The organism is Pseudomonas sp. GZD-209 (assembly GCF_049310485.1).
GTDB lineage: Bacteria > Pseudomonadota > Gammaproteobacteria > Pseudomonadales > Pseudomonadaceae > Aquipseudomonas > Aquipseudomonas sichuanensis.
The window spans coordinates 1-19,102 of the sequence record NZ_JBMOWQ010000155.1; the positions used below are offsets into that span (position 1 = coordinate 1).

Consider the following 19,102-nt stretch of genomic DNA (forward strand, 5'->3'; position numbering starts at 1 on the left):
AAGCCCATCCCCCGGTGTGGCTGGGGGGGGGTGGGGGGGGGGTGGTTTCCCCCCGCGATGTTTTCAAGCCAAGTACAGCACTCGGATCAAACCTTGAACTGCGCCACCATGGCGTTCAATTCCACCGCCAGGCGCGACAGGTCCTGCGCCGCCGCGCTGGTCTGGTTGGCGCCGGCGGAAGTCTGCATGGCCAGGTCGCGAATGTTCACCAGGTTACGGTCCACTTCCCGTGCCACCTGCGCCTGTTGCTCCGAGGCACTGGCGATCACCAGGTTGCGCTGGTTGATCGAAGCAATGGCCTCGGCGATCAGCTCCAGCGCCTGACCGGCCGACTGCGCCACTTCCAGCGTACCGTTGGCGCGGCCCTGGCTGCTGTGCATGGCGCTGACCGCGCGCCCGGTGCCATCCTGGATGCCGCCAATCATCTGCTCGATCTCAGCGGTGGACTGCTGGGTGCGGTGGGCCAGTGCCCGTACTTCATCAGCGACCACTGCAAAGCCGCGCCCGGCCTCGCCGGCACGGGCTGCCTCGATGGCCGCGTTGAGCGCCAGGAGGTTGGTCTGCCCGGCAATCGAGCCGATCACGTCCAGCACCCGGCTGATCTCGTTGGCGCTGCTGGCCAGTTGTTCGATTTCCTGCGAGGTGCCGGTGACGTCGTCGACCAGATGCTGGATCGAGCTCAAGGCCTGGTTGACCTGGTCGCGGCCGTCGCGGGTGGTCTGGTCGGCGCCCTTCGATGCGTCGGCGGTGCTCACCGCGTTGTTGGCCACTTCCTCGACCGCCGCGGTCATCTGGTTGACTGCCGTGGCGGCCTGGTCGATCTCGGCGCTCTGCTGGTGCAGGCCGCGGCTGGTGTCTTCGGTGACCGTGTGCAGTTCTTCGGAGGCCGAGGCCAGTTGGTCGGAGGAGGCGGCGATCTTGCGCAGGGTGTCGCGCAGGCTCTGTTGCATCTGGCTCAGGGCACGCAGCAGCAGTGCCGGTTCGTCGCGGCCGCTGACCTGGATGTCGCGGGTGAGGTCGCCGGTGGCCACACGCTCGGCCACGGCCACGGCGTCGGCCAGCGGGACGACGATGCTGCGGGTAAGCAGGATGGCGATGGCGATGAGGGCGATGATGATGACCAGCAGTGAGCTGACGATCACGCTGAAGGCTTCGTCGGCGACGTCGCTGCTGCGCTGCGAAGCATCTTCGGCGCCCTTGCCGTTGTAGGCGATAAGGGCCGCCATGGCTTTCATCATGCTGTCGGCATGTTGGGTGAGCGGGCCGCTGATCTTGCGTTTGGCATCGGCCGCGCGGCCGGCGTTGATGTCCTTCAGTACTTCCTGCTGCAGGCTGTAGTACTGCTGGTGGGCAGCGTTGAAGGCATTGAACAGGGCACGGTCATCGGCGGCGATGATGGTGTCTTCGTAGTCTTTGAGGGCGGCTTGCAACTGATCGTTGACGGTCTGGAGCAGGGCAGTATTGCGGGCTCGCTCGTTGCTGTCGTCATCCAGGGCGGTGCGCAGGGTGAGCGCGCGGACGCGGCCGAGGTTGCTGCCGATGTCGTTGAGGGCAACGATGGCGGGGATCCAGGTGATGCGAATTTCGTCGGTGGCGCTGTCCATCTGCCGGGTTTCGTAGAGAGAAAGCAGGCCCATTGCCAGGACCAGTGCACCTAAAAGCGCGAACACGCTGGCGGCGCGTTTGCCGATCTTCATATTCCGTAACTGCATGGCATGCTCCTTGACGTTGGCGTGCAGGCGTCAAGAGCATGGTTTGAGGGCCGTAATGGCGGGGTGCCAGGCTCTCGATGCGCTGCGGGTTAGGTGTGTTCCTCACCTTCTTGATGTTTTTTTGGCGCCAATGATGCCATGTGGCCATTATTATTGACCAGTCATTCAATGTAACGGCACGTACAAGCTGATCCGTCATAAACTGACGGATCAGTCAGTTTTAGTTCGCTTATACGATGGCTATCGCCGGGTCTGCGGCTGCCAGCGCCTGTTCACGGTCGGCTGCTGGTGGGTAGATCCACACGGTGTTGATCTGGCGCTTGAGGTTCTTGCCTTCCTGGCCTTGCAGCACCAGTTCGCGTTCCCAGCCCTCGCTGTAGGCCGCGCCCCATTCGCCCAGGTCCAGGCAGGTGACGTACTTCGGCTGGCGGTACACCACCGGTGCCAGGCCCAGCAGGTCGGCCATGGCGTTGTTGCCCGAATGGCGGCCCATGGGGATGGCGTGCTGGCAGGTCATCAGCGCGTGGTTGCCGATGTCGTCCACGGCGGCCCAGGCGACGTCGCCGGTGGCGTAGATATGCTCCTGGCCGACGACCTTGAGGTGCGGGTCGACCCGCAGCCGGCCCATGGCGTCACGCTCGCCTGCGACCTGCGCGGTCAGTGGGCTGGCCTTGACGCCAGCAGTCCAGATCACGGTGTTGCTGGCGATGTGTTCGCCATTGTCGAGGGTCACGCCGCCTGCCTCTACGGCCACTACCGAAGCACCGGTCAGCCACTCGACACCGGCGTGTTCCGAGGCGGCGACGATGGCCGGGGTGATGCCGGCGCCAAGGGCGGCACCGATGCTGTCGGCCCGGTCCACCAGCACCACGCGGACATTGCCTTCACCGAGGATGGCGCGCAGACGGGGCGTCATTTCGGTAGCGGTCTCGATGCCGGTGAAGCCACCGCCGCACACCACCACGGTGTTGCGTGCCGGCGAGGCGGGCAGCTTGGCCAGGCCAACCAGGTGCTGCTCCAGGCGTACAGCCGATTCCATCTGGTCGACATCGAAACTGTGCTCGGCCAGGCCCGGCACGGCGGGGCGAGCGACCTGGCTGCCGGCGGCGAGGATCAGGCGGTCGTAGCCCAGTTGCTGGCGCTGGCCGTTGGCGTCGATGTAGCCGACCTGGCGCGCGGCGCTGTCGATGCTTTCGGCGTTGCCGTGGATGAACTGCACGCCAACCACATCGAACAAGTCGCTCAGCGGGGCCTGCAAGGTGTGGGCATCGGCTTCGTAGAAGCGTGGGCGGATGCGCAGCTCTGGCTGCGGAGCCAGCACGCTGATGCGCACGTCGCCGGCCTGGGCCTGGTCGAGCAGGCGAGCGGCGCTCAGGGCGCTCCATACACCGGCAAAGCCGGCACCGATGATCAGGATATGTGGGGTCATGTGAGTGCTCCGCTAGGTGGGGAAAGGGCTTCGGTGGTGCGTTGGCTGCCTGCCGAATAACTACGACTGTATTGATCGGAGTTTGTCTCGGCAAGTATTTTTTTCAGCCAGTCCCCGTCCGGGCCTTGGCAAGGGCGGTCAAAACCTACGGTTTTGCTGGCTTACAGGTGCTTGTTGTGCTGATGGGCTGGCGACGGGCGGCAAGCTGAGGCTTTGCCACTTGCCGGTGATGGGCGTAGTATTTGCGACAAATTCAGTCGGAGATTGACATGTCGCTCTACAGTGCCGGCGTCGAGTACGGTATCCATTGCCTGTTGTTCCTGGTGGACGAGCGTGGCGACAGCCGCGAGTCCAGCGTGCGCGACCTGGCCGAGTTGCAAGGTGTCCCGCAGGAGTACCTGGCGAAGGTGTTCACCAAGCTCGCTCGGGCCGGGCTGGTTGCGGCTACCGAGGGTGTGCGGGGTGGTTTCCGCCTGGCGCGGCCGTCGGATGAAATAACGGTGCTGGATATCGTCACGGCCATCGATGGGCACAAGAAGATTTTCGACTGCCGCGAGATCCGTGAGCGTTGCGCGGTGTTCGAAGGCTCGGCACCGGCTTGGGCGGTCGAGGGCACGTGTGCGATCAATGCGGTGATGCTGGGGGCGCAGAAGCGCATGGAGGAAGCGCTGGCGCAGCAGACCATCCTGGATCTGGCGCGGCGGTTCGGGCGCAAGGCGCCGGCGGCGTTTGGGCAGCAGGTCAATGAGTGGATGGGGGAGCGGCGGGACGGCAAGGGGAGTGGTAGCGGGGATATACCGGTAGTGGCTGTTTAAGTTGTTAGGGGCTGCTGTTTCTATTCTTGATTTGCTGCAATAAGCCGATTTTTGTTCTTTGAAGGTTCATGCGCATTCAATGGAATGTAGGCGCGAAGTCATCCTTGCGCTTTTGCGGTGGCTTAGTTTGGTATTACCTCGCCGGCTGCACATAGCCGGCCGCAGTCAAAGTAAGCAAAGCCGCTCGCTCCCATGTACGGCGCTGCGCTCCAGCCTCTGCTGCCTGGCGCTTGGACAACCTGCAGCCATTCATGGCTGCCCATGCATTCAAATGATGGTGGCGTATTGCTACCGCCCATCCTTTCTGATAGAAGAAGCCGCATAAAACATCAGTTTGTTGGCGCTTCACCATCGCAAAAAACAAATCAAAAGACGCTTAGCTCGCAAGGAAATGGACTATGAGCCCAGATGTCCCAGGGAACCTAAAGGATTACAGTTTCAGCAGAGTTGGCAACGACATCATCATCCGTGAAATAAACAACCCTGCCAACACCTTCAAAGCCGGCTTCAAAGTTACATTCGACGACACCAGCGTTACCATCTACACCATGGGCGCCAACACCTACATCAATGGCGATAACGCCGACAACACCATCAACTGGACCGGGGATACGCTAGGTGCGCTCATCGGCGGCTTGGGCAACGACACGCTCACTAGCGGTGCGTACGGTGACGGTCTCGACGGCGGGCAAGGCAACGACACGCTCTACGGCGGCGCGGGCGATGACTTCCTCTCCGGCGGCTCAGGTGATGACATTATCTACGGCGGCGAAGGCAACGACTCCCTCCAAGGCGGTGTGGGCAATGACATCCTCTACGGCGGCGAAGGCAATGACCACATCCACAGCGACGAAGGCGATGACATCGTCTACGGAGGCGCAGGAGATGACGTCTTCTACAGCCGCGGCCTCTATGGTAATGACACCCAGTACGGCGGCGAAGGCAATGACACCCACAACGGCGGTGTAGGCAATGACTACATCGATGGCGGTGCGGGCGACGACATCATAAAAGGCGGTGCAGGCGATGACACCCTCGACGGCGGCGAGGGCGATGACTACCTCGATGGTGGTGAAGGCGCCGATATCACCAGAGGCGGCGCGGGCAATGACCGCTACGTTGTCGACAGCGCCGACGACCAGATCAGCGAAAATGCTGGCGAAGGCACCGATACCGTCGAGTCCTCACTCACCTGGGCGCTTGGCGGAAACCTGGAAAACCTCACCCTCACCGGTGACAACGCCATCGACGGCACCGGTAACGCGCTGGATAACGTCATTATCGGCAACGATGCTGCCAACATCCTCAGCGGCGGCGCGGGCAATGACACCCTCGATAGCGGCAAAGGCGATGACTACCTCGATGGCGGTGTAGGCACCGACCTCATGAAAGGCGGCGCGGGCAATGACACCTACGTTGTCGACAACGCCAACGATCAGATCATTGAAAACGCCGACGAAGGCACCGATACCGTCAAGTCCTCGATCACCTGGACGCTTGGCGAAAACCTGGAGAAGCTCACCCTCACCGGCGACAGCGCCATCAATGGCACCGGTAACGCGTTGGACAACGTCATCACCGGCAACGATGCTGGCAACATCCTCAACGGCGAAGCAGGTGATGACTATCTCGACGGCGGTGCAGGTGCCGACACCCTTGCCGGCGGCGTGGGCAACGACACCTACGTCATCGACAACGCCAACGACCAGATCATCGAGAACGCCGACGAAGGCACCGATAGCGTCGTGTCCTCACTCACCTGGACGCTTGGCGCAAACCTGGAAAACCTCACGCTTGCCGGTGGCAGGGCCATCAGCGGCACCGGTAACGAACGGGACAACGTCATTATTGGCAACGTTGCCGCCAACACCCTCAACGGCGGTGCAGGCAATGACAACCTTGACGGCGGCACGGGGGTGGACAAGCTGATCGGTGGCGCAGGCGATGACAAGTACACCGTTGACCTGGTCGTCAAAGGCAAAGGCACGTCAGCCACCCTGGTGCTGGAAGATACCCTGACCGAGAGTGCCAATGGCGGTGATGACACCCTGAAGCTGCGTCTTGCAGGCGACGTGCTGGCGCAGGCCAAGGATGAGCTCAAAGCGGCCAAAGTCACCACGCTGACCCTGGACGCCAATCTGGAAAACCTCGATGCCAGTGAAACGGGTGATATCGCCCTCAACCTGGTCGGTCACAAGAACGCCAAGTCCCTGACCGGTAACGCCGGGGCCAACACCCTTGATGGCAAAGGCGGTACAGCCCAGCTGATCGGCCTTGCGGGCGATGACACCTATGTCATCAATACCCACAGCGATCTGGCCCGTGTCGTTGAAAATGCCGACGAGGGTAGCGACACCTTGCAGGTCATCTTCAAAAGCACTGCCGGCAAGGGCGAGCGCACCGTCATCGACCTTGCAGGTACCCACGTTGAGAACGTCAACCTAACCGGTACGGGTCTGTTCGAGCTGATCGGCACTGGGGCGGATAACCGCCTGGCCGGTAACAGCTCGGGCACCGTGATGGCTGGTGGGCAGGGGGACGACACCTACGTGCTCGGGCACAAGGACGACGTGATCACAGAAAACGAAGGTGAAGGCAACGACACCCTCGAAACCTCGCTATTGAGCATCGACTTGACGCTTGCCAAGTTTGCCAACCTGGAAAACGTCACCCTGGGCGGTAAAGCAGCCCTCAACGCCACCGGTAATGATCAAGCCAACCTGCTGATCGGCAACGATGGCAACAACATCCTCGATGGTGGCCTCAACACCAGCGGTTTTGACACCTTGCGCGGCGGCAAGGGCAACGACACCTATGTGTTGCAGAACGCCGGCGACCTGGTGGAAGAACTGGCCAATGAAGGCATTGACACCCTTGTCAGCAACAAGCTCGACATTGATCTGGCCGACTATGCCAACGTGGAAAATGTCACCCTGGCCGGCAATCTCGACCTCAATGCCACCGGCAATGACCTGGCCAACACCCTCTCCGGTAACGATGGCCACAACATCCTCGACGGCGGCAAGGGCGTGGACAAGCTGATCGGCGGCAAGGGCGACGATACCTACAGCGTTGACCTGAGCGTCAAAGGCAAAGGCACGTCCGCCACCCTGGTGCTGGAAGACACCGTTACCGAGAATGCCAATGGCGGTGACGACACCCTGAAGCTGCGTCTCGCAGGCGACGTGCTGGCGCAGACCAAGGATGACCTGAAAGCGGCCAAAGTCACCACGCTGACCTTGGACGCCAATCTGGAAAACCTCGACGCCAGTGAAACGGGTGATATCGCCCTCAACCTGGTCGCTCACAAGAACGCCAAGTCCCTGACGGGTAACGCCGGGGCCAACACCCTTGATGGCAAAGGCGGTGCAGCCCAGCTGATCGGCCTTGCGGGCGATGACACCTATGTCATCAATGCCCAGAGCGACCTGGCCCGTGTTGTTGAAAATGCCGACGAGGGTAGTGACACCTTGCAGGTCACCTTCAAAAGCACTGCCGGCAAGGGCGAGCGCACCGTCATCGACCTTGCAGGTACTCACCTTGAGAACGTCAACCTAACCGGTACGGGTCTGTTCGAGCTGATCGGTAATGAGGCGGATAACCGCCTGGCCGGTAACAGCTCGGGCACCGTAATGGCCGGCGGGCAGGGTGATGACACCTACGTGCTCGGGCACAAGGACGACGTGATCACAGAACGCGACGGTGAAGGCAACGACACCGTCGAGACCTCGCTATTGAGCATCGATCTGACGCTTGCCAGGTTTGCCAACGTGGAAAACGTCACCCTGGGCGGTAAAGCAGCCCTCAACGCCACCGGTAATGATCAAGCCAACCTGCTGATCGGCAACGATGGCAACAACATCCTCGATGGTGGCCTGAACACCAGCGGTTTTGACACCTTGCGCGGCGGCAAGGGCAACGACACCTATGTGTTGCATAACGCCGGCGACCTGGTGGAAGAACTGGCCAACGAAGGCATCGACACCCTTGTCAGCAACAAGCTCGACATTGATCTGGCCGACCATGCCAACGTGGAAAACGTCACCCTGACCGGCGCTCTCGACCTCAACGCCACCGGCAATGACCAGGCCAACACCCTCTCCGGTAACGATGGCCACAACATCCTCGACGGCGGCAAGGGCGTGGACAAGCTGATCGGCGGCAAGGGCGACGATACCTACATCGTTGACCTGATCGTCAAAGGCAAAGGCACGTCCGCCACCCTGGTGCTGGAAGACACCGTTACCGAGAATGCCAATGGCGGTGACGACACCCTGCAATTGCGCGGTGAAGCGAGCCTTGAGAAAGCCACTGCCTTGACTCTGGGTGCCAACCTCGAACACCTCGACGCCAGCCAGACAGGCAGCAGCAAACTTAACCTGACCGGCAATGCGGCGAACAATATCCTCACCGGTAACGCCGCCGACAACACCCTCGACGGTGGTGCCGGTAACGACACGTTGTACGGTGGCGATGGTGACGACATCCTGATTGGCGGTGCCGGAGCCGACCGCATGACGGGCGGTGCGGGCAAAGACCTCTTCAAGTTCACCTTGCTCACTGACCTGGGGCTCGACACCAAAGGCACCCAGGATGTCATCGGCGACTTCAACCGGGCCGAGGGTGACAAGATCGACTTCTCGGCACTCAAGGGTTACACCTGGCTGGACCAGGGCACCGACGGGTCGCTCGGCAAGGCTGCCAAGCAACTGTGGTGGGAAACCTTGCAGGATGAGGGCGGAAATGACTACGTCATGGTCCACGGCAGCACTGACAAGAACGCCGATGCCGAGTTTTCCATCCAGCTGATCGGCATCAGCGATCTGAACAAAGAGGACTTTATCGGCCTGGCGTAATCCATCCCAACCGATGGCCGCCGACCAGGCGGCCTGCACTGAAAAACCCGGCAAACCTGCGTTTGTCGGGTTTTTTCGTGAGCGGGCGGTGAATCGGCCTGCCGACGCAGTGGGCATCCAATTACCTACCCCTCCCGCCCCTCATGCTGCTTGCGATAAGCCCCCGGCTGCACCCCCACCGCCTTGGCAAACGCCCGGGTAAACGCCGCCACCGACTGATACCCCACCCGCCCGCCAACCTGCTCGACCGTGTTGCCCGCCTTGAGCAACTGACAAGCCTGGCGCATGCGCAGCGCCAGCAGCACCTGCCCAGGCGACTGCCCAGCCAGCTCATTGAAACGCTTGAAGAACGCCGAGCGCGACAGCCCCGCACACGCCGCCATGCTCTCCAGCGTCCAAGCCTGCCCCGGCTCCTCTATCAGCCGCTCCAGCAGCCCGGCAAAAGCCGGCTGGCGGGCGAGGGCGACCAATCCACCCAGTGGCTGACCCGTGTGCACCTGCTGGCGCAGCACATACAGGAACAATAAGTGCGTGAGCCGCTCGAGCACCGTCTGTGACGGCTGCGGCGCCCGCCGGCATTCCTCGAGAATCAAGCCAAACAGCGCACGTGCCGCACTGCCGGCCGGATCATTGGCGCGCAGCAGGATCCAGTCCGCCAGCCCCTCGACGATCAGCGACGACAAACCCGTCTGGAAATGAAAGAAGCCACAGACCAGCCCCACGCCATCGTCGGCCTGCAGGTCCAGCGCCTGCATGGCCCGGCGCGGCTGGGCGCAGGCATCGGCGACGTCCTCGTCACCCGACAAGCGATAGGCAAGGTCACGCAGCAGAAACACCGCATCGCCACTCTCAAGCCGCACAGGCTCGGCATGGCCATCGACGTGCAGCCAGCAATGCCCCTGCACCACCAGATGAAAGCTGGCCCGGCCCATGCCCTGGGTGCTGGCGTGCCAGCCACCGCAATAACGCCCGACATGGAACAGGCTGGCATCAAGCTCAAGGCCTTCTAATAACCAATCGACAAGGTGGCTGGATGAAATCATCTAATGCAAGGACTCAGGAGCAAGGAAAGGCGACTGATGAATATGGATGCTACTTCTTATAACCAACAGACTGTAGCGACCTACATCAAAGGAGACCACTCCATGTCCGCGCGCATCACTCTACACAGCCTGCAGACCGCTCCGGAAGCCGCACGTCCGTTCCTCGAAAACGCACAGAAGAACTCCGGCTTCATCCCCAACCTGCTGGGTGTGCTGGCCAATGCCCCGGCCGCCCTGGAAACCTACGTCACCGTCTCGGCGCTCAACGGCAAGGCCGAGCTGACCCTGGCCGAACGCGAAGTGGTGCAGTTGATTGCCGCTACCCAGCACGGTTGCGACTTCTGCGTTGCCGGCCACACCGCCGTGGCGCTGAACAAGGCCAAGCTGCCGCAGGCGGTGGTCGATGCCCTGCGTGCCCGTGGCGAGCTGCCCGATGCACGTTACGAAACCCTGGCCGAGTTCGCCCGTGAAGTCATCGCCACCCGCGGCAACGTCAGCGACGCCACCTACCAGGCTTTCCGCGAGGCCGGTTTCACCGAGGGCAACGCCCTGGAAGTGATTCTGGGCGTGAGCCTCGCAACCCTGTGCAACTTTGCTAATGTGTTCGCCCAGACGCCGCTCAATGACGAGCTCAGCAAATACCGCTGGCAGCCTTCGGCCTAAACCGCCCGATGCCGGCGTGTCCGGCGCACCAAAGGAGTAGGGACATGCTTGATAGCGCTTTTCGCCAATGGCTGGATGCCAACGCCGAGACCATCGACCAGGGCCAGTGCGACCCGCACCTGGTACTGGCGCACATCGCCGAATCGCAACTGCTGCGCATAGGCGTCGACCCGGCCCTCGGCGGCGCGGGCGGTGATGTCACCGAGGCGGTCGAAGCCATTGCCGCCATCGCCAGCCGCTCACTGGCGGCGGCTTTCGTCTGTTGGGGTCAGCGCGCCTTCATTGAATACCTGCTGCAAAGCCCTAATCAGGGTTTGCGCGAGCGCCTGCTGTCAGCGCTGCTCAAGGGTGAGCTGGCTGGCGCCACAGGGCTTTCCAATGCCATGAAGTTCCTCTCCGGCATCGAGGCACTGCAGGTGCGCGGGCGCCCCGCAGCCGATGGCTGGAACCTGGAAGGCCGGCTGCACTGGGTGACCAACCTGCGCAAGAGTGGTTTCGTGGTGGCTGCGGCCATCGAAGACGATGCCGGCGGCGCGCCGTTCGTGCTGGCCATCCCCTCTGATGCGCCAGGGCTGGAGCGCTCCGACGACCTTCAGTTGATGGGCTTGCAGTCGAGCAACACCGCTGCGCTGGCCTTCCACCAGGTACCGTTGGCCCATGACTGGCTGCTGCACGACAACGCCCGCGAGTTCCTGCCCAAGGTGCGCCCGGCCTTCCTCGCCCTGCAGTGCGGCATGGCCATCGGCCTGGCGCGGCGTGCCCTGGACGAAGTGCAGGAGCACCTGCAAGGCCGTGCTTCGTTCCTCGAAGAGGCGCGCCAGGTGCTCAAGGAACGCCTGGAAAACACCGTCGGCGAGCTCAAGCAGGGCCTGCTCGACGGCCGCTTCCTCAAGCAGCCGGCCGCGTTGTTCAAACTGCGCATCACCCTCGCCGAAAGCGCTGCCGATGCCGTGCAGCTGGAGCTGCAGGCCAGTGGTGGCAAGGCTTACCTCACCGCCTATGGCGAAGGCTTCGCGCGCCGCTGGCGCGAGTCGGCATTCGTGCCGATCGTCACGCCGAGCCTGGTGCAACTGCGCGCCGAACTGCAACGCCAGGCGAGTGCGGCATGACCGACGTGCTACTCGACGCCCGCGACATCAGCCTGGGCTACCCACGCGAGGGCGGCTGGCAGCCGGTGCTGGAGCAGTTCGACCTGGCGCTGGCGCCGGGCGAAGTGGTGACCATCCTCGGCCCCAGCGGGGTCGGTAAATCGAGCCTGCTGCGGGTGCTGGCCGGCCTGCAGCAGCCCCGTGGCGGCAGCGTGACCTTGCATGGCGAGGCGCTGCAAGGCCCGCACCCGCGCCTGGCGGTGGCATTCCAGGACCCCAGCCTGCTGCCCTGGCTGAGCCTGGAGAAGAACGTCGCCTTCGGCCTCGACTTCGCCCGCCAGCCCAAGCTGGCCGCCAGCGAGCGCCGCGCACGCATCGACCACGCCATCGCCGCAGTGGGCCTGAGCCATGCCCGCAGCCAGTACCCGGCGCAGTTGTCCGGCGGCATGGCCCAACGCACCGCGCTGGCCCGCTGCCTGGCGCGGCAACCCGAAGTGCTGCTGCTGGACGAGCCGTTCGGCGCGTTGGACGAAGTGACCCGCGCCGACATGCAGCAACTGCTGCTGCAACTGATCGCCACCCACAACACCGCTGCGGTACTGATCACCCACGACATCGACGAAGCCTTGCTGCTGTCCGATCGCGTGCTGCTACTGGGCAACCACCCGGCGCGCACCCTCGGCCAATGGCACATCGACCTGCCGCAACCCCGGGCGCAACGGGTCGAGGAACTGGGCGCGCTGCGCATCGAAATCCTCAAAACCCTACGGCGGGCAAGCCGCACAGCCGAACCCACCCCATCCCCCTTGCCCTCGGAGGCTGTCCATGTGCATGGATGACTGCTGCTCCACCACGTCCCGTCGCGACTTTCTCAAACTCAGCGCCATGCTCACCGCCGCTGGCGCCGTGCCGCTTTTGGCCAGCCTGCAGGCGCGCGCCGCCGCCGAGCCCGACGCGCCGGTGCGCATCGGCTACCTGCCGATCACCGACGCCACGCCTTTACTGGTGGCGCACAACAATGGCCTGTTCGAGGCCGAAGGTATCAAGGCCGAACGCCCGGTGCTGCTGCGCAGCTGGGCGCAGGTGATCGAGGCGTTCATTTCCGGCCAGGTCAACGTGATCCACCTGCTGTCGCCAATGACCGTGTGGGCCCGCTATGGCAGCAAGGTGCCGGCCAAGGTGGTGGCCTGGAACCATGTCGGTGGTTCAGGCCTGACCGTGGCTCCGGACATCACCGAGATGAAGCAGCTCGGCGGCAAGACCGTGGCCATCCCGTTCTGGTACTCCATCCACAACGTGGTGCTGCAGCAGATGCTCAACGACAACGGCCTCACGCCAGTGTCGAAACCGGCCAACGCACAGCTGGCTGCAAACGAGGTCAACCTGCTGGTGCTGCCGCCGTCGGACATGCCGCCAGCCCTGGCCAGCAAGCGCATCGCCGGCTACATCGTCGCCGAGCCGTTCAACGCCCTGGCCGAGAACCTCAAGGTCGGCCGCGTGCAGCGCTTCACCGGTGACGTGTGGCGCAACCACGCCTGCTGCGTGGTGTTCATGCACGAACACGACCTCAACAACCGCCCGGAATGGTCGCAGAAGGTGGTCAACGCCATCGTCAAGGCCCAGCAATGGACCCGCGACCACCGCGCCGAGGCGGCCGCGCTGCTGTCCAAGGCCGGCCCCAACAAGTACACCCCGCACGAGCCCGCGGTGCTGACCAAGGTACTGGCGCCTGCCGCCGAGGACCGTGCCGGCTACATCGCCAGTGGCGCGATCCAGCACCAGCAGTGGGATGAAAAGCGCATCGACTTCCAGCCGTACCCGTACCCCAGCTACACCGAGGAACTGGTCAAGCGCCTCAAAGGCACCCTGATCGAAGGCGAGAACGGCTTCCTCGCCGGGCTCGATCCCGCGCACGTCGCCCGCGACCTGGTCGATGACCGCTTCGTGCGCAACGCCATCGCTGCGGTGGGCGGCCCGGCAACCTTCGGCATTGCCGAGAACTTCCAGCGCAGTGAGGAGTTCGCGGTCTGATGCAAAGGCATGTCGTACATGGCGCCCTGGGCCTTGCCGGCCTGGCGCTGTTGCTGTTGCTGTGGTGGGCGGGAGTGCAGCTGTTCGGTGCGGCCGATGGCCTGTCGGCGCGCTTCTCGCCCCAGGCCACCTTGGCGAGCCTGGTGGAGTTGCTGGGGCAGGGCGAGGTGTACGGGCATATCTGGGTGAGCCTCAAGCGCATCCTGATCGGCCTGTTGCTGGCGCTGTTGATTGGCGTGCCCTTGGGCTTGCTGGTGGGCAGCTACCGGCACCTGGAGGCAGCAACCACGCCGGCGTTCCAGTTTCTGCGGATGATCTCGCCGCTGTCGTGGATGCCGGTGGTGGTGATGCTGATGGGCGTGGGCGACCAGCCGATCTATTTCCTGCTGGCCTTCGCCGCGCTGTGGCCGATCCTGCTCAACACCGCCGCCGGGGTGCGTCAGCTCGATCCGCGCTGGTTGCAGCTCTCGCGCAGCCTCAGCGCCACGCGCTGGGAGACCTTGTGCAAGGTGATCGTGCCGGGGGTCATCGGCCATGTACTGACCGGCGTGCGCCTGGCCATCGGCATCCTGTGGATCGTGCTGGTGCCGTGCGAGATGCTTGGGGTCAGTGCGGGGTTGGGGTATTTCATCCTCGATACCCGTGACCGGCTGGCGTATTCCGAGCTGATGGCGATGGTGCTGTTGATCGGGGTGCTGGGGTTCATGCTCGATGCGTTGGCCCGCGGGTTGCACCGGCGCTGGGTGCATGCCTGAAGGAAGCCGGGGGCGCGTTGCGCGCCCTTTCGCCGGCAAGCCGGCTCCCACAGGTACAGCGCAAGTCTTGAAACCGGCGTGGTTGGTGTGGGAGCCGGCTTGCCGGCGATGGGCTGCACGGCAGCCCCAGCGGTCTACATCAATGCCGCGTCAGCCGCTGCCTCACGCACTCCTTGGCCTGCTCCGCCAACTCATCCAACCGCTCATCGCGCGACTGCTCCGCCTCCATCATCACGTCTTCCCCGTTCTGGTTGAGCAGGTAGGTATGGATCTGCATCACCTCGACCGTCTGGTAGATCGGCGCAATATCCAGCCGCCCGATCAGCGCCCCGCTGGCACGCCCGGTACTGCTCATCAGCACCTGTGGCCCGGCGCTGGCAATTACCTGCAAACCCATGGCCTCGAACCACGGCACCTGCTCGGCGAAGGCGCTCAGCTCGACGCAGGCGTAGCGGCTGCGCAGGTCATCCAGCAAGGCGCGGGCGATGCCCTGGCGGCGATGGTCCTGATGCACGGCAAGGAACGCCAGGCTGCAGGCCTGCGCATCGTCCTGGGCCGGCAGCGCCAGGGCAAAGCCGAGCAACTGGTCCGGGGCATCGGCATCCAGCGCCAGGGTCAGTTGCACGGCCAGGCCACGGGTGCCGTCCAGGGCCATCAGGTACTGGTGCACCTCCAGGCCGACGCCGTACTGGTACAGCGGGTACAGCGGGTTGGCCGGGCTGATGGCGACGCTGCTGAGCTGGCCGACATGGTCGATCACCAGCTGGCGGATCTGGTTCTGGAAGGATTCGGGCGGCACGCCGTCGAGGCGGCGGAGGATGAACATCGCGGGTAAGGCTCCGGGTGGGCTGAAACGCCCGCTTCGAACGAGGCGGGCGCCCAGTTTACCCGGTGTGGCTAGCGCAGCCCAGCCAGCAGCAGGTCGAGGTTCTGCACTGCAGCGCCCGAGGCCCCCTTGCCGAGGTTGTCGAACACCGCGGTCAGCAATACCTGGCCGTGCTCGGGGTTGGCGTACAGCGCCAGGCGCAGGTCATTGCTGTCGTTCAGCGCCTGCGGGTCAAGCGCCGGGGCCGGGCCTTGCTGATGCAAGGGCAGCACCTGCACATGGCGGGCACCCTGGTAGTGCTGCTCCAGGCAGGCCTGCAGTTGTTGCGCGGTGACGCCTGGCAACAGCCGCAGTTGCAGGGGGATGCTCAGCACGATGCCCTGGCGATAGGCGCCGTAGCCGGGCACGAACAGCGGGCGGGCGCTGAGCCCGGCGTGCTGCTGGATTTCCGGCACATGCTTGTGCGCCAGTTCCAGGCCGTACAGCTGCAAGGTGGGCAGATAGCCTTCGGTGGGCTGCTCATGGCGCTCGACCGCCGCCCGGCCACCGCCGCTGTAGCCGGAAATGGCATGGATGCTCAGCGGATAGTCCGCTGGCAGCAGCCCGGCCTTGACCAGCGGGTGCAGCAGGGCGATGGCGCCGGTGGGGTAGCAGCCGGGGTTGCTGATACGGTTGCTGGCGGCGATGCGTTCGGCCTGGTGCTGGTCGAGCTCCGGCAGGCCGTATACCCAGCCTGGCGCGGTACGGTGCGCGGAGCTGGCATCGATCACCCGCACCGCCGGGTTGCGCAGCGTCGCCACAGCGTCGCGGGCAGCGTCATCGGGCAGGCACAGCAGGGCGATGTCGGCGCTGTTGATCGCCTCGCTGCGCCGCGCGGGGTCCTTGCGTTCGGCCTCGGGCAGGGTGAGCAGACGCAGGTCCTGGCGGCCTTGCAGGCGCGCGTGGATCTGCAGGCCGGTGGTGCCTTGGTCGCCGTCGATGAAGACAAGGGGCAGGGTCATGGAGTGTGTCCGTGGTGAAGGGGAGTGGGCGTATCCTCGCTTGCGACTGGACGAAAGAAAATTTGAATATCATGATCGTCAGGTTCATTAATCCTGAACGATAACATCTGTGTTGAACCCTACATTGTGGGAGCGGGCTTGCCCCGCGATGGCGTCAGCCCAGACAACCTGGTGCTCCGATTGGGCGCCATCGCGGGGCAAGCCCGCTCCCACGGGTACTCGGAAAACCCCATGCGAGAAATCAGCCTCGACCGCTTGCGCACCCTGGTGGTGATTGCCGAACACGGCTCCTTCGCCGACGCCGCCCGCCAGCTCAATCTGGCACCGCCGACCATCAGCCTGCACGTGGCCGAGCTTGAGGCACGCATCGGCGCGCCCCTGCTCACCCGCACCCGGGGCCAGGTACGCCCGACCGCCATCGGCGAAACCCTGCTGGCCCGTGCCCGGCGGCTGCTGGCCGACGCCGACCAGGCGCTGGATGAAGTACGTCGGCAGGTCGAGGGCCTGACCGGGCGGGTGCGACTGGGCGCATCGACCGGCGCCATCGCGCATCTGCTGCCGCAGGCTTTGGAGGCGTTGCGGGTGGACCACCCAGGCATCGACGTCCAGGTGCAGGTGCTGACCTCGCAGGCCTCGCTGGCCCGTCTGCGCGAAGGCACCCTGGACATCGGCCTGGTGGCGTTGCCACAGGTGGCAGGCAAGGGGCTGAAACTGACGCCCTGGCGCCGCGACCCGATCCTGGCCTACGTGCCCGCCGACTGGCGCCCGCCAGCGCGGGTCACGCCGGCCTGGCTGGCCGGGCGAGCGTTGATCCTCAACGACAGCACCACGCAGTTGTCGCGGGTGACTTCGGAATGGTTCGCCGCCGCCGGGCTCTACCCCGAGCCACGCATCGAGCTGAATTTCAACGACGCGATCAAGAGCCTGGTGGGCGCGGGGTACGGCGCGACCCTGTTGCCCCAGGAGGGTGAAGGCCCGCAGCACGATCCGCGTGTGCTCCGGCGGCCTTTGCGCCCGGGGCTGTGGCGCCAGCTCGGTATCGCCTGTCGCGAGGGCGAGCCGGAGCGCGCCATCGGACACGTGCTGGAGGCGCTGGAGCGCCTGCGCCAATGATGCCGCCGCCTCAGCGTGCGTAGATGCGCTTGCCGGCAAACCAGGTCTGCAGCACCTGGGTATCGCGCAGCGCCTCCGGGGCTAGGCTCAGCACATCGCGGTCGAGCACGATCATGTCCGCTTGCTTGCCCACTTCCAGCGAGCCGACCTGCCGCTCCAGGCCCATGGCCCGGGCGGCATTGAGGGTATAGGCCTGCAGCATGGTCTGCAGGTCGATCGCTTCGCCGGCGTTGAGCACGCCCTTGGGCCCCTTGCGGGTGATGGCCTGGTAGATGGCTTTCCACGGCTCCGGGGTGCTGATCGGCCAGTCGCTGGCGCCGGCGATGGTTGCGCCGTTGTTCAACAGCGAATGGGCCGGGAAGGTGTGCATGAAGGCCATTGCGCTGACGTAGGGCTTGACCAGGTCGAGGTTGGCCTCGTCGGCGCTGGCCCAGTACAGCTGCATCGAGGCGATCACGTCGAGTTGGCGAAAACGCGCGTACTCCTTGGGGCTGACCATTTGCAGGTGGGTGATCGAATGGGCAATGCCGCTGTGACGCGCGCGCCGTGCCTGTTCGATGCCATCGAGCGCCACGCGCACCGCACGGTCACCGATGGCGTGCACGTGCACCAGCCAGCCACGGGCATCGGCGGCGCTGACCAGCTCGCCGAAATGCGCCGGGTCCAGCAGCAACTCGCCGCGTTGCCCGGAGTTGCGGTAGGGCTCGAGCATCGCCGCGCTCTGCGCCGGCATCTCGGCCACGCCGTCGGCGAACACCTTGATGCCCGGCAGGGTGAGGTTGGGTACGTCGATGAACTGCTGGCGCACCTTGTCCAGTTCGTCCAGGTCGGCGGGGCCGGCCTTGCTGTCGGCCATCAGCAGCGCGGCGACGTGGGCGGTGAGCTCGCCGTTTTCGGCCAGGGCCTTGTACACCGGCAGCACGCCCAGGGAAGCGTTGTTCACGTCGGCGCCCGGCAGCTCGTTGGCCAGTGGGTCCATCCAGCCGGTGATACCCAGCTGCTTGTAGTAGTCCAGAGCCATGCGCCCGGCGGTCAGCAAGGTGTCCTGGCTCAGCGGTGGCAGCAGATCAGTGACCGGGTAAAGGCTGGCGTCAACCAGGAAACCATTGGGCGTGCCGTCCGGGTGACGGCCGATGGTATTGCGGGCGTCCTCGGGCAGGGCGGCGATGCTGGCGGCATTCACCCCGGCGCGCTGGAGCATGGCTTGGTTGGCCCAGCCGGTGTGCATGTCGTTGGCGGCGAACAGGATTGGTTGCGTGGCCCACTCGCCATGATTGAAGCGCTGCTCCAGGGCCGGTAGATCGTCCCAGTAGGTCGGTGGCAGGCCGCCGACGCTGAGGAACTCGCCACGCCGGGCCTTGCCGTCGTCGCGCCACTGGCGCAGGCGCCGCTCCAGCTCGTCGAGGGGCAGTTGCTCGCCGGCCAGGTTGGCCAGCTCCAGTTGCAGGCCGCCCTTGATGGCGTGGGAATGGGAGTCGAGCATGCCCGGCATCAGCACCTTGCCGCCCAGGTCGATTACCTGCGTGCCGGCGGTTTTCAGGCGCAGCACGGCCTGGTCCGAGCCCACCGCGACGATCTTCTCGCCGTCCACCGCCACGGCCTGCTGCAACGGCTGACCGGGCGCGGCGGTGTAGACCTTGGCGTTGTGCAGGATCAGGTCCACGGCGGCGAGGCCGGGCAGGGCGGTGCAGGCCAGGCCTGCGCCGAGGGCGAGTGTGAGCAGCGGCTTCATCGGGTGCCTCGTTGTTGTTTTGATCAGGCCGCAGGCTA

General features: G+C 64.5%; 14 protein-coding genes. 8 read left to right on the plus strand and 6 right to left on the minus strand.

The window, feature by feature from the left end:
* Positions 1 to 86: 86 nt before the first annotated feature.
* Together ACO6VM_RS18185 and ACO6VM_RS18190 are read right to left on the minus strand one after the other, a co-directional pair.
* On the minus strand, positions 87 to 1,712 hold the full coding sequence (locus ACO6VM_RS18185; RefSeq protein ID WP_401060848.1) for a methyl-accepting chemotaxis protein: 1,626 nt from the start codon (positions 1,710 to 1,712) through the stop codon (positions 87 to 89).
* A gap of 229 nt (positions 1,713 to 1,941) precedes the next feature.
* Positions 1,942 to 3,141 carry an NAD(P)/FAD-dependent oxidoreductase gene (locus ACO6VM_RS18190; RefSeq protein WP_422403614.1) on the minus strand — a complete coding sequence of 400 codons (1,200 nt, stop codon included), beginning with the start codon at positions 3,139 to 3,141 and terminating at the stop codon, positions 1,942 to 1,944.
* 269 nt (positions 3,142 to 3,410) lie between these two features.
* Here ACO6VM_RS18190 and ACO6VM_RS18195 point away from each other — a divergent pair, with 269 nt between their 5' ends.
* Positions 3,411 to 3,956 carry an RrF2 family transcriptional regulator gene (locus ACO6VM_RS18195; protein WP_125464434.1) on the plus strand — a complete coding sequence of 182 codons (546 nt, stop codon included), beginning with the start codon at positions 3,411 to 3,413 and terminating at the stop codon, positions 3,954 to 3,956.
* A 398-nt stretch (positions 3,957 to 4,354) separates the two neighbouring features.
* A complete protein-coding gene (locus ACO6VM_RS18200; protein ID WP_422403615.1) occupies positions 4,355 to 8,812 on the plus strand; it encodes a beta strand repeat-containing protein in 4,458 nt (1,485 codons plus the stop codon).
* A 125-nt stretch (positions 8,813 to 8,937) separates the two neighbouring features.
* Here ACO6VM_RS18200 and ACO6VM_RS18205 read toward each other — a convergent pair whose 3' ends face one another.
* Entirely contained in the window at positions 8,938 to 9,855 is a 918-nt protein-coding gene (locus ACO6VM_RS18205) for an AraC family transcriptional regulator (RefSeq protein ID WP_401060901.1), read from the minus strand.
* Between the two features lie 102 nt (positions 9,856 to 9,957).
* Here ACO6VM_RS18205 and ACO6VM_RS18210 point away from each other — a divergent pair, with 102 nt between their 5' ends.
* From ACO6VM_RS18210 to ACO6VM_RS18230, 5 genes are read left to right on the plus strand one after another with little or no spacing between them, the layout of a single operon-like run.
* Positions 9,958 to 10,518, plus strand: a complete 561-nt coding sequence (locus tag ACO6VM_RS18210; RefSeq protein WP_258642108.1) for a carboxymuconolactone decarboxylase family protein — start codon at positions 9,958 to 9,960, stop codon at positions 10,516 to 10,518.
* Between the two features lie 8 nt (positions 10,519 to 10,526).
* Positions 10,527 to 11,627, plus strand: a complete 1,101-nt coding sequence (locus tag ACO6VM_RS18215; RefSeq protein ID WP_401060898.1) for an acyl-CoA dehydrogenase family protein — start codon at positions 10,527 to 10,529, stop codon at positions 11,625 to 11,627.
* Positions 11,624 to 12,445: an ABC transporter ATP-binding protein gene (locus ACO6VM_RS18220; RefSeq protein ID WP_390970955.1), complete on the plus strand. Its 822-nt coding sequence runs from the start codon at positions 11,624 to 11,626 to the stop codon at positions 12,443 to 12,445. Before ACO6VM_RS18215 ends, ACO6VM_RS18220 begins: the two co-directional genes overlap by 4 nt.
* The gene (locus tag ACO6VM_RS18225) at positions 12,432 to 13,637 is read left to right on the plus strand and encodes an ABC transporter substrate-binding protein (RefSeq protein WP_323833178.1); all 1,206 of its coding nucleotides are present in this window, start codon (positions 12,432 to 12,434) and stop codon (positions 13,635 to 13,637) included. The genes ACO6VM_RS18220 and ACO6VM_RS18225 overlap by 14 nt, the downstream gene beginning before the upstream one ends.
* The gene (locus tag ACO6VM_RS18230) at positions 13,637 to 14,392 is read left to right on the plus strand and encodes an ABC transporter permease (protein ID WP_401060896.1); all 756 of its coding nucleotides are present in this window, start codon (positions 13,637 to 13,639) and stop codon (positions 14,390 to 14,392) included. Before ACO6VM_RS18225 ends, ACO6VM_RS18230 begins: the two co-directional genes overlap by 1 nt.
* Before the next feature lie 139 nt (positions 14,393 to 14,531).
* Here the strand turns inward: ACO6VM_RS18230 and ACO6VM_RS18235 are convergent, their stop codons facing one another.
* Positions 14,532 to 15,218, minus strand: coding sequence for a GNAT family N-acetyltransferase (locus tag ACO6VM_RS18235; protein ID WP_401060894.1), 687 nt, complete (start codon positions 15,216 to 15,218; stop codon positions 14,532 to 14,534).
* 71 nt (positions 15,219 to 15,289) lie between these two features.
* Positions 15,290 to 16,219: an N-acetyl-gamma-glutamyl-phosphate reductase gene (gene argC, locus ACO6VM_RS18240; RefSeq protein ID WP_401060892.1), complete on the minus strand. Its 930-nt coding sequence runs from the start codon at positions 16,217 to 16,219 to the stop codon at positions 15,290 to 15,292.
* Between the two features lie 231 nt (positions 16,220 to 16,450).
* Here argC and ACO6VM_RS18245 point away from each other — a divergent pair, with 231 nt between their 5' ends.
* Complete coding sequence (locus ACO6VM_RS18245) at positions 16,451 to 17,332, plus strand: LysR family transcriptional regulator (protein ID WP_323833186.1); 882 nt, start codon at positions 16,451 to 16,453, stop codon at positions 17,330 to 17,332.
* Positions 17,333 to 17,342: 10 nt separating this feature from the next.
* Here ACO6VM_RS18245 and ACO6VM_RS18250 read toward each other — a convergent pair whose 3' ends face one another.
* Positions 17,343 to 19,064, minus strand: a complete 1,722-nt coding sequence (locus tag ACO6VM_RS18250) for an amidohydrolase (protein WP_401060889.1) — start codon at positions 19,062 to 19,064, stop codon at positions 17,343 to 17,345.
* Positions 19,065 to 19,102: the final 38 nt, after the last annotated feature.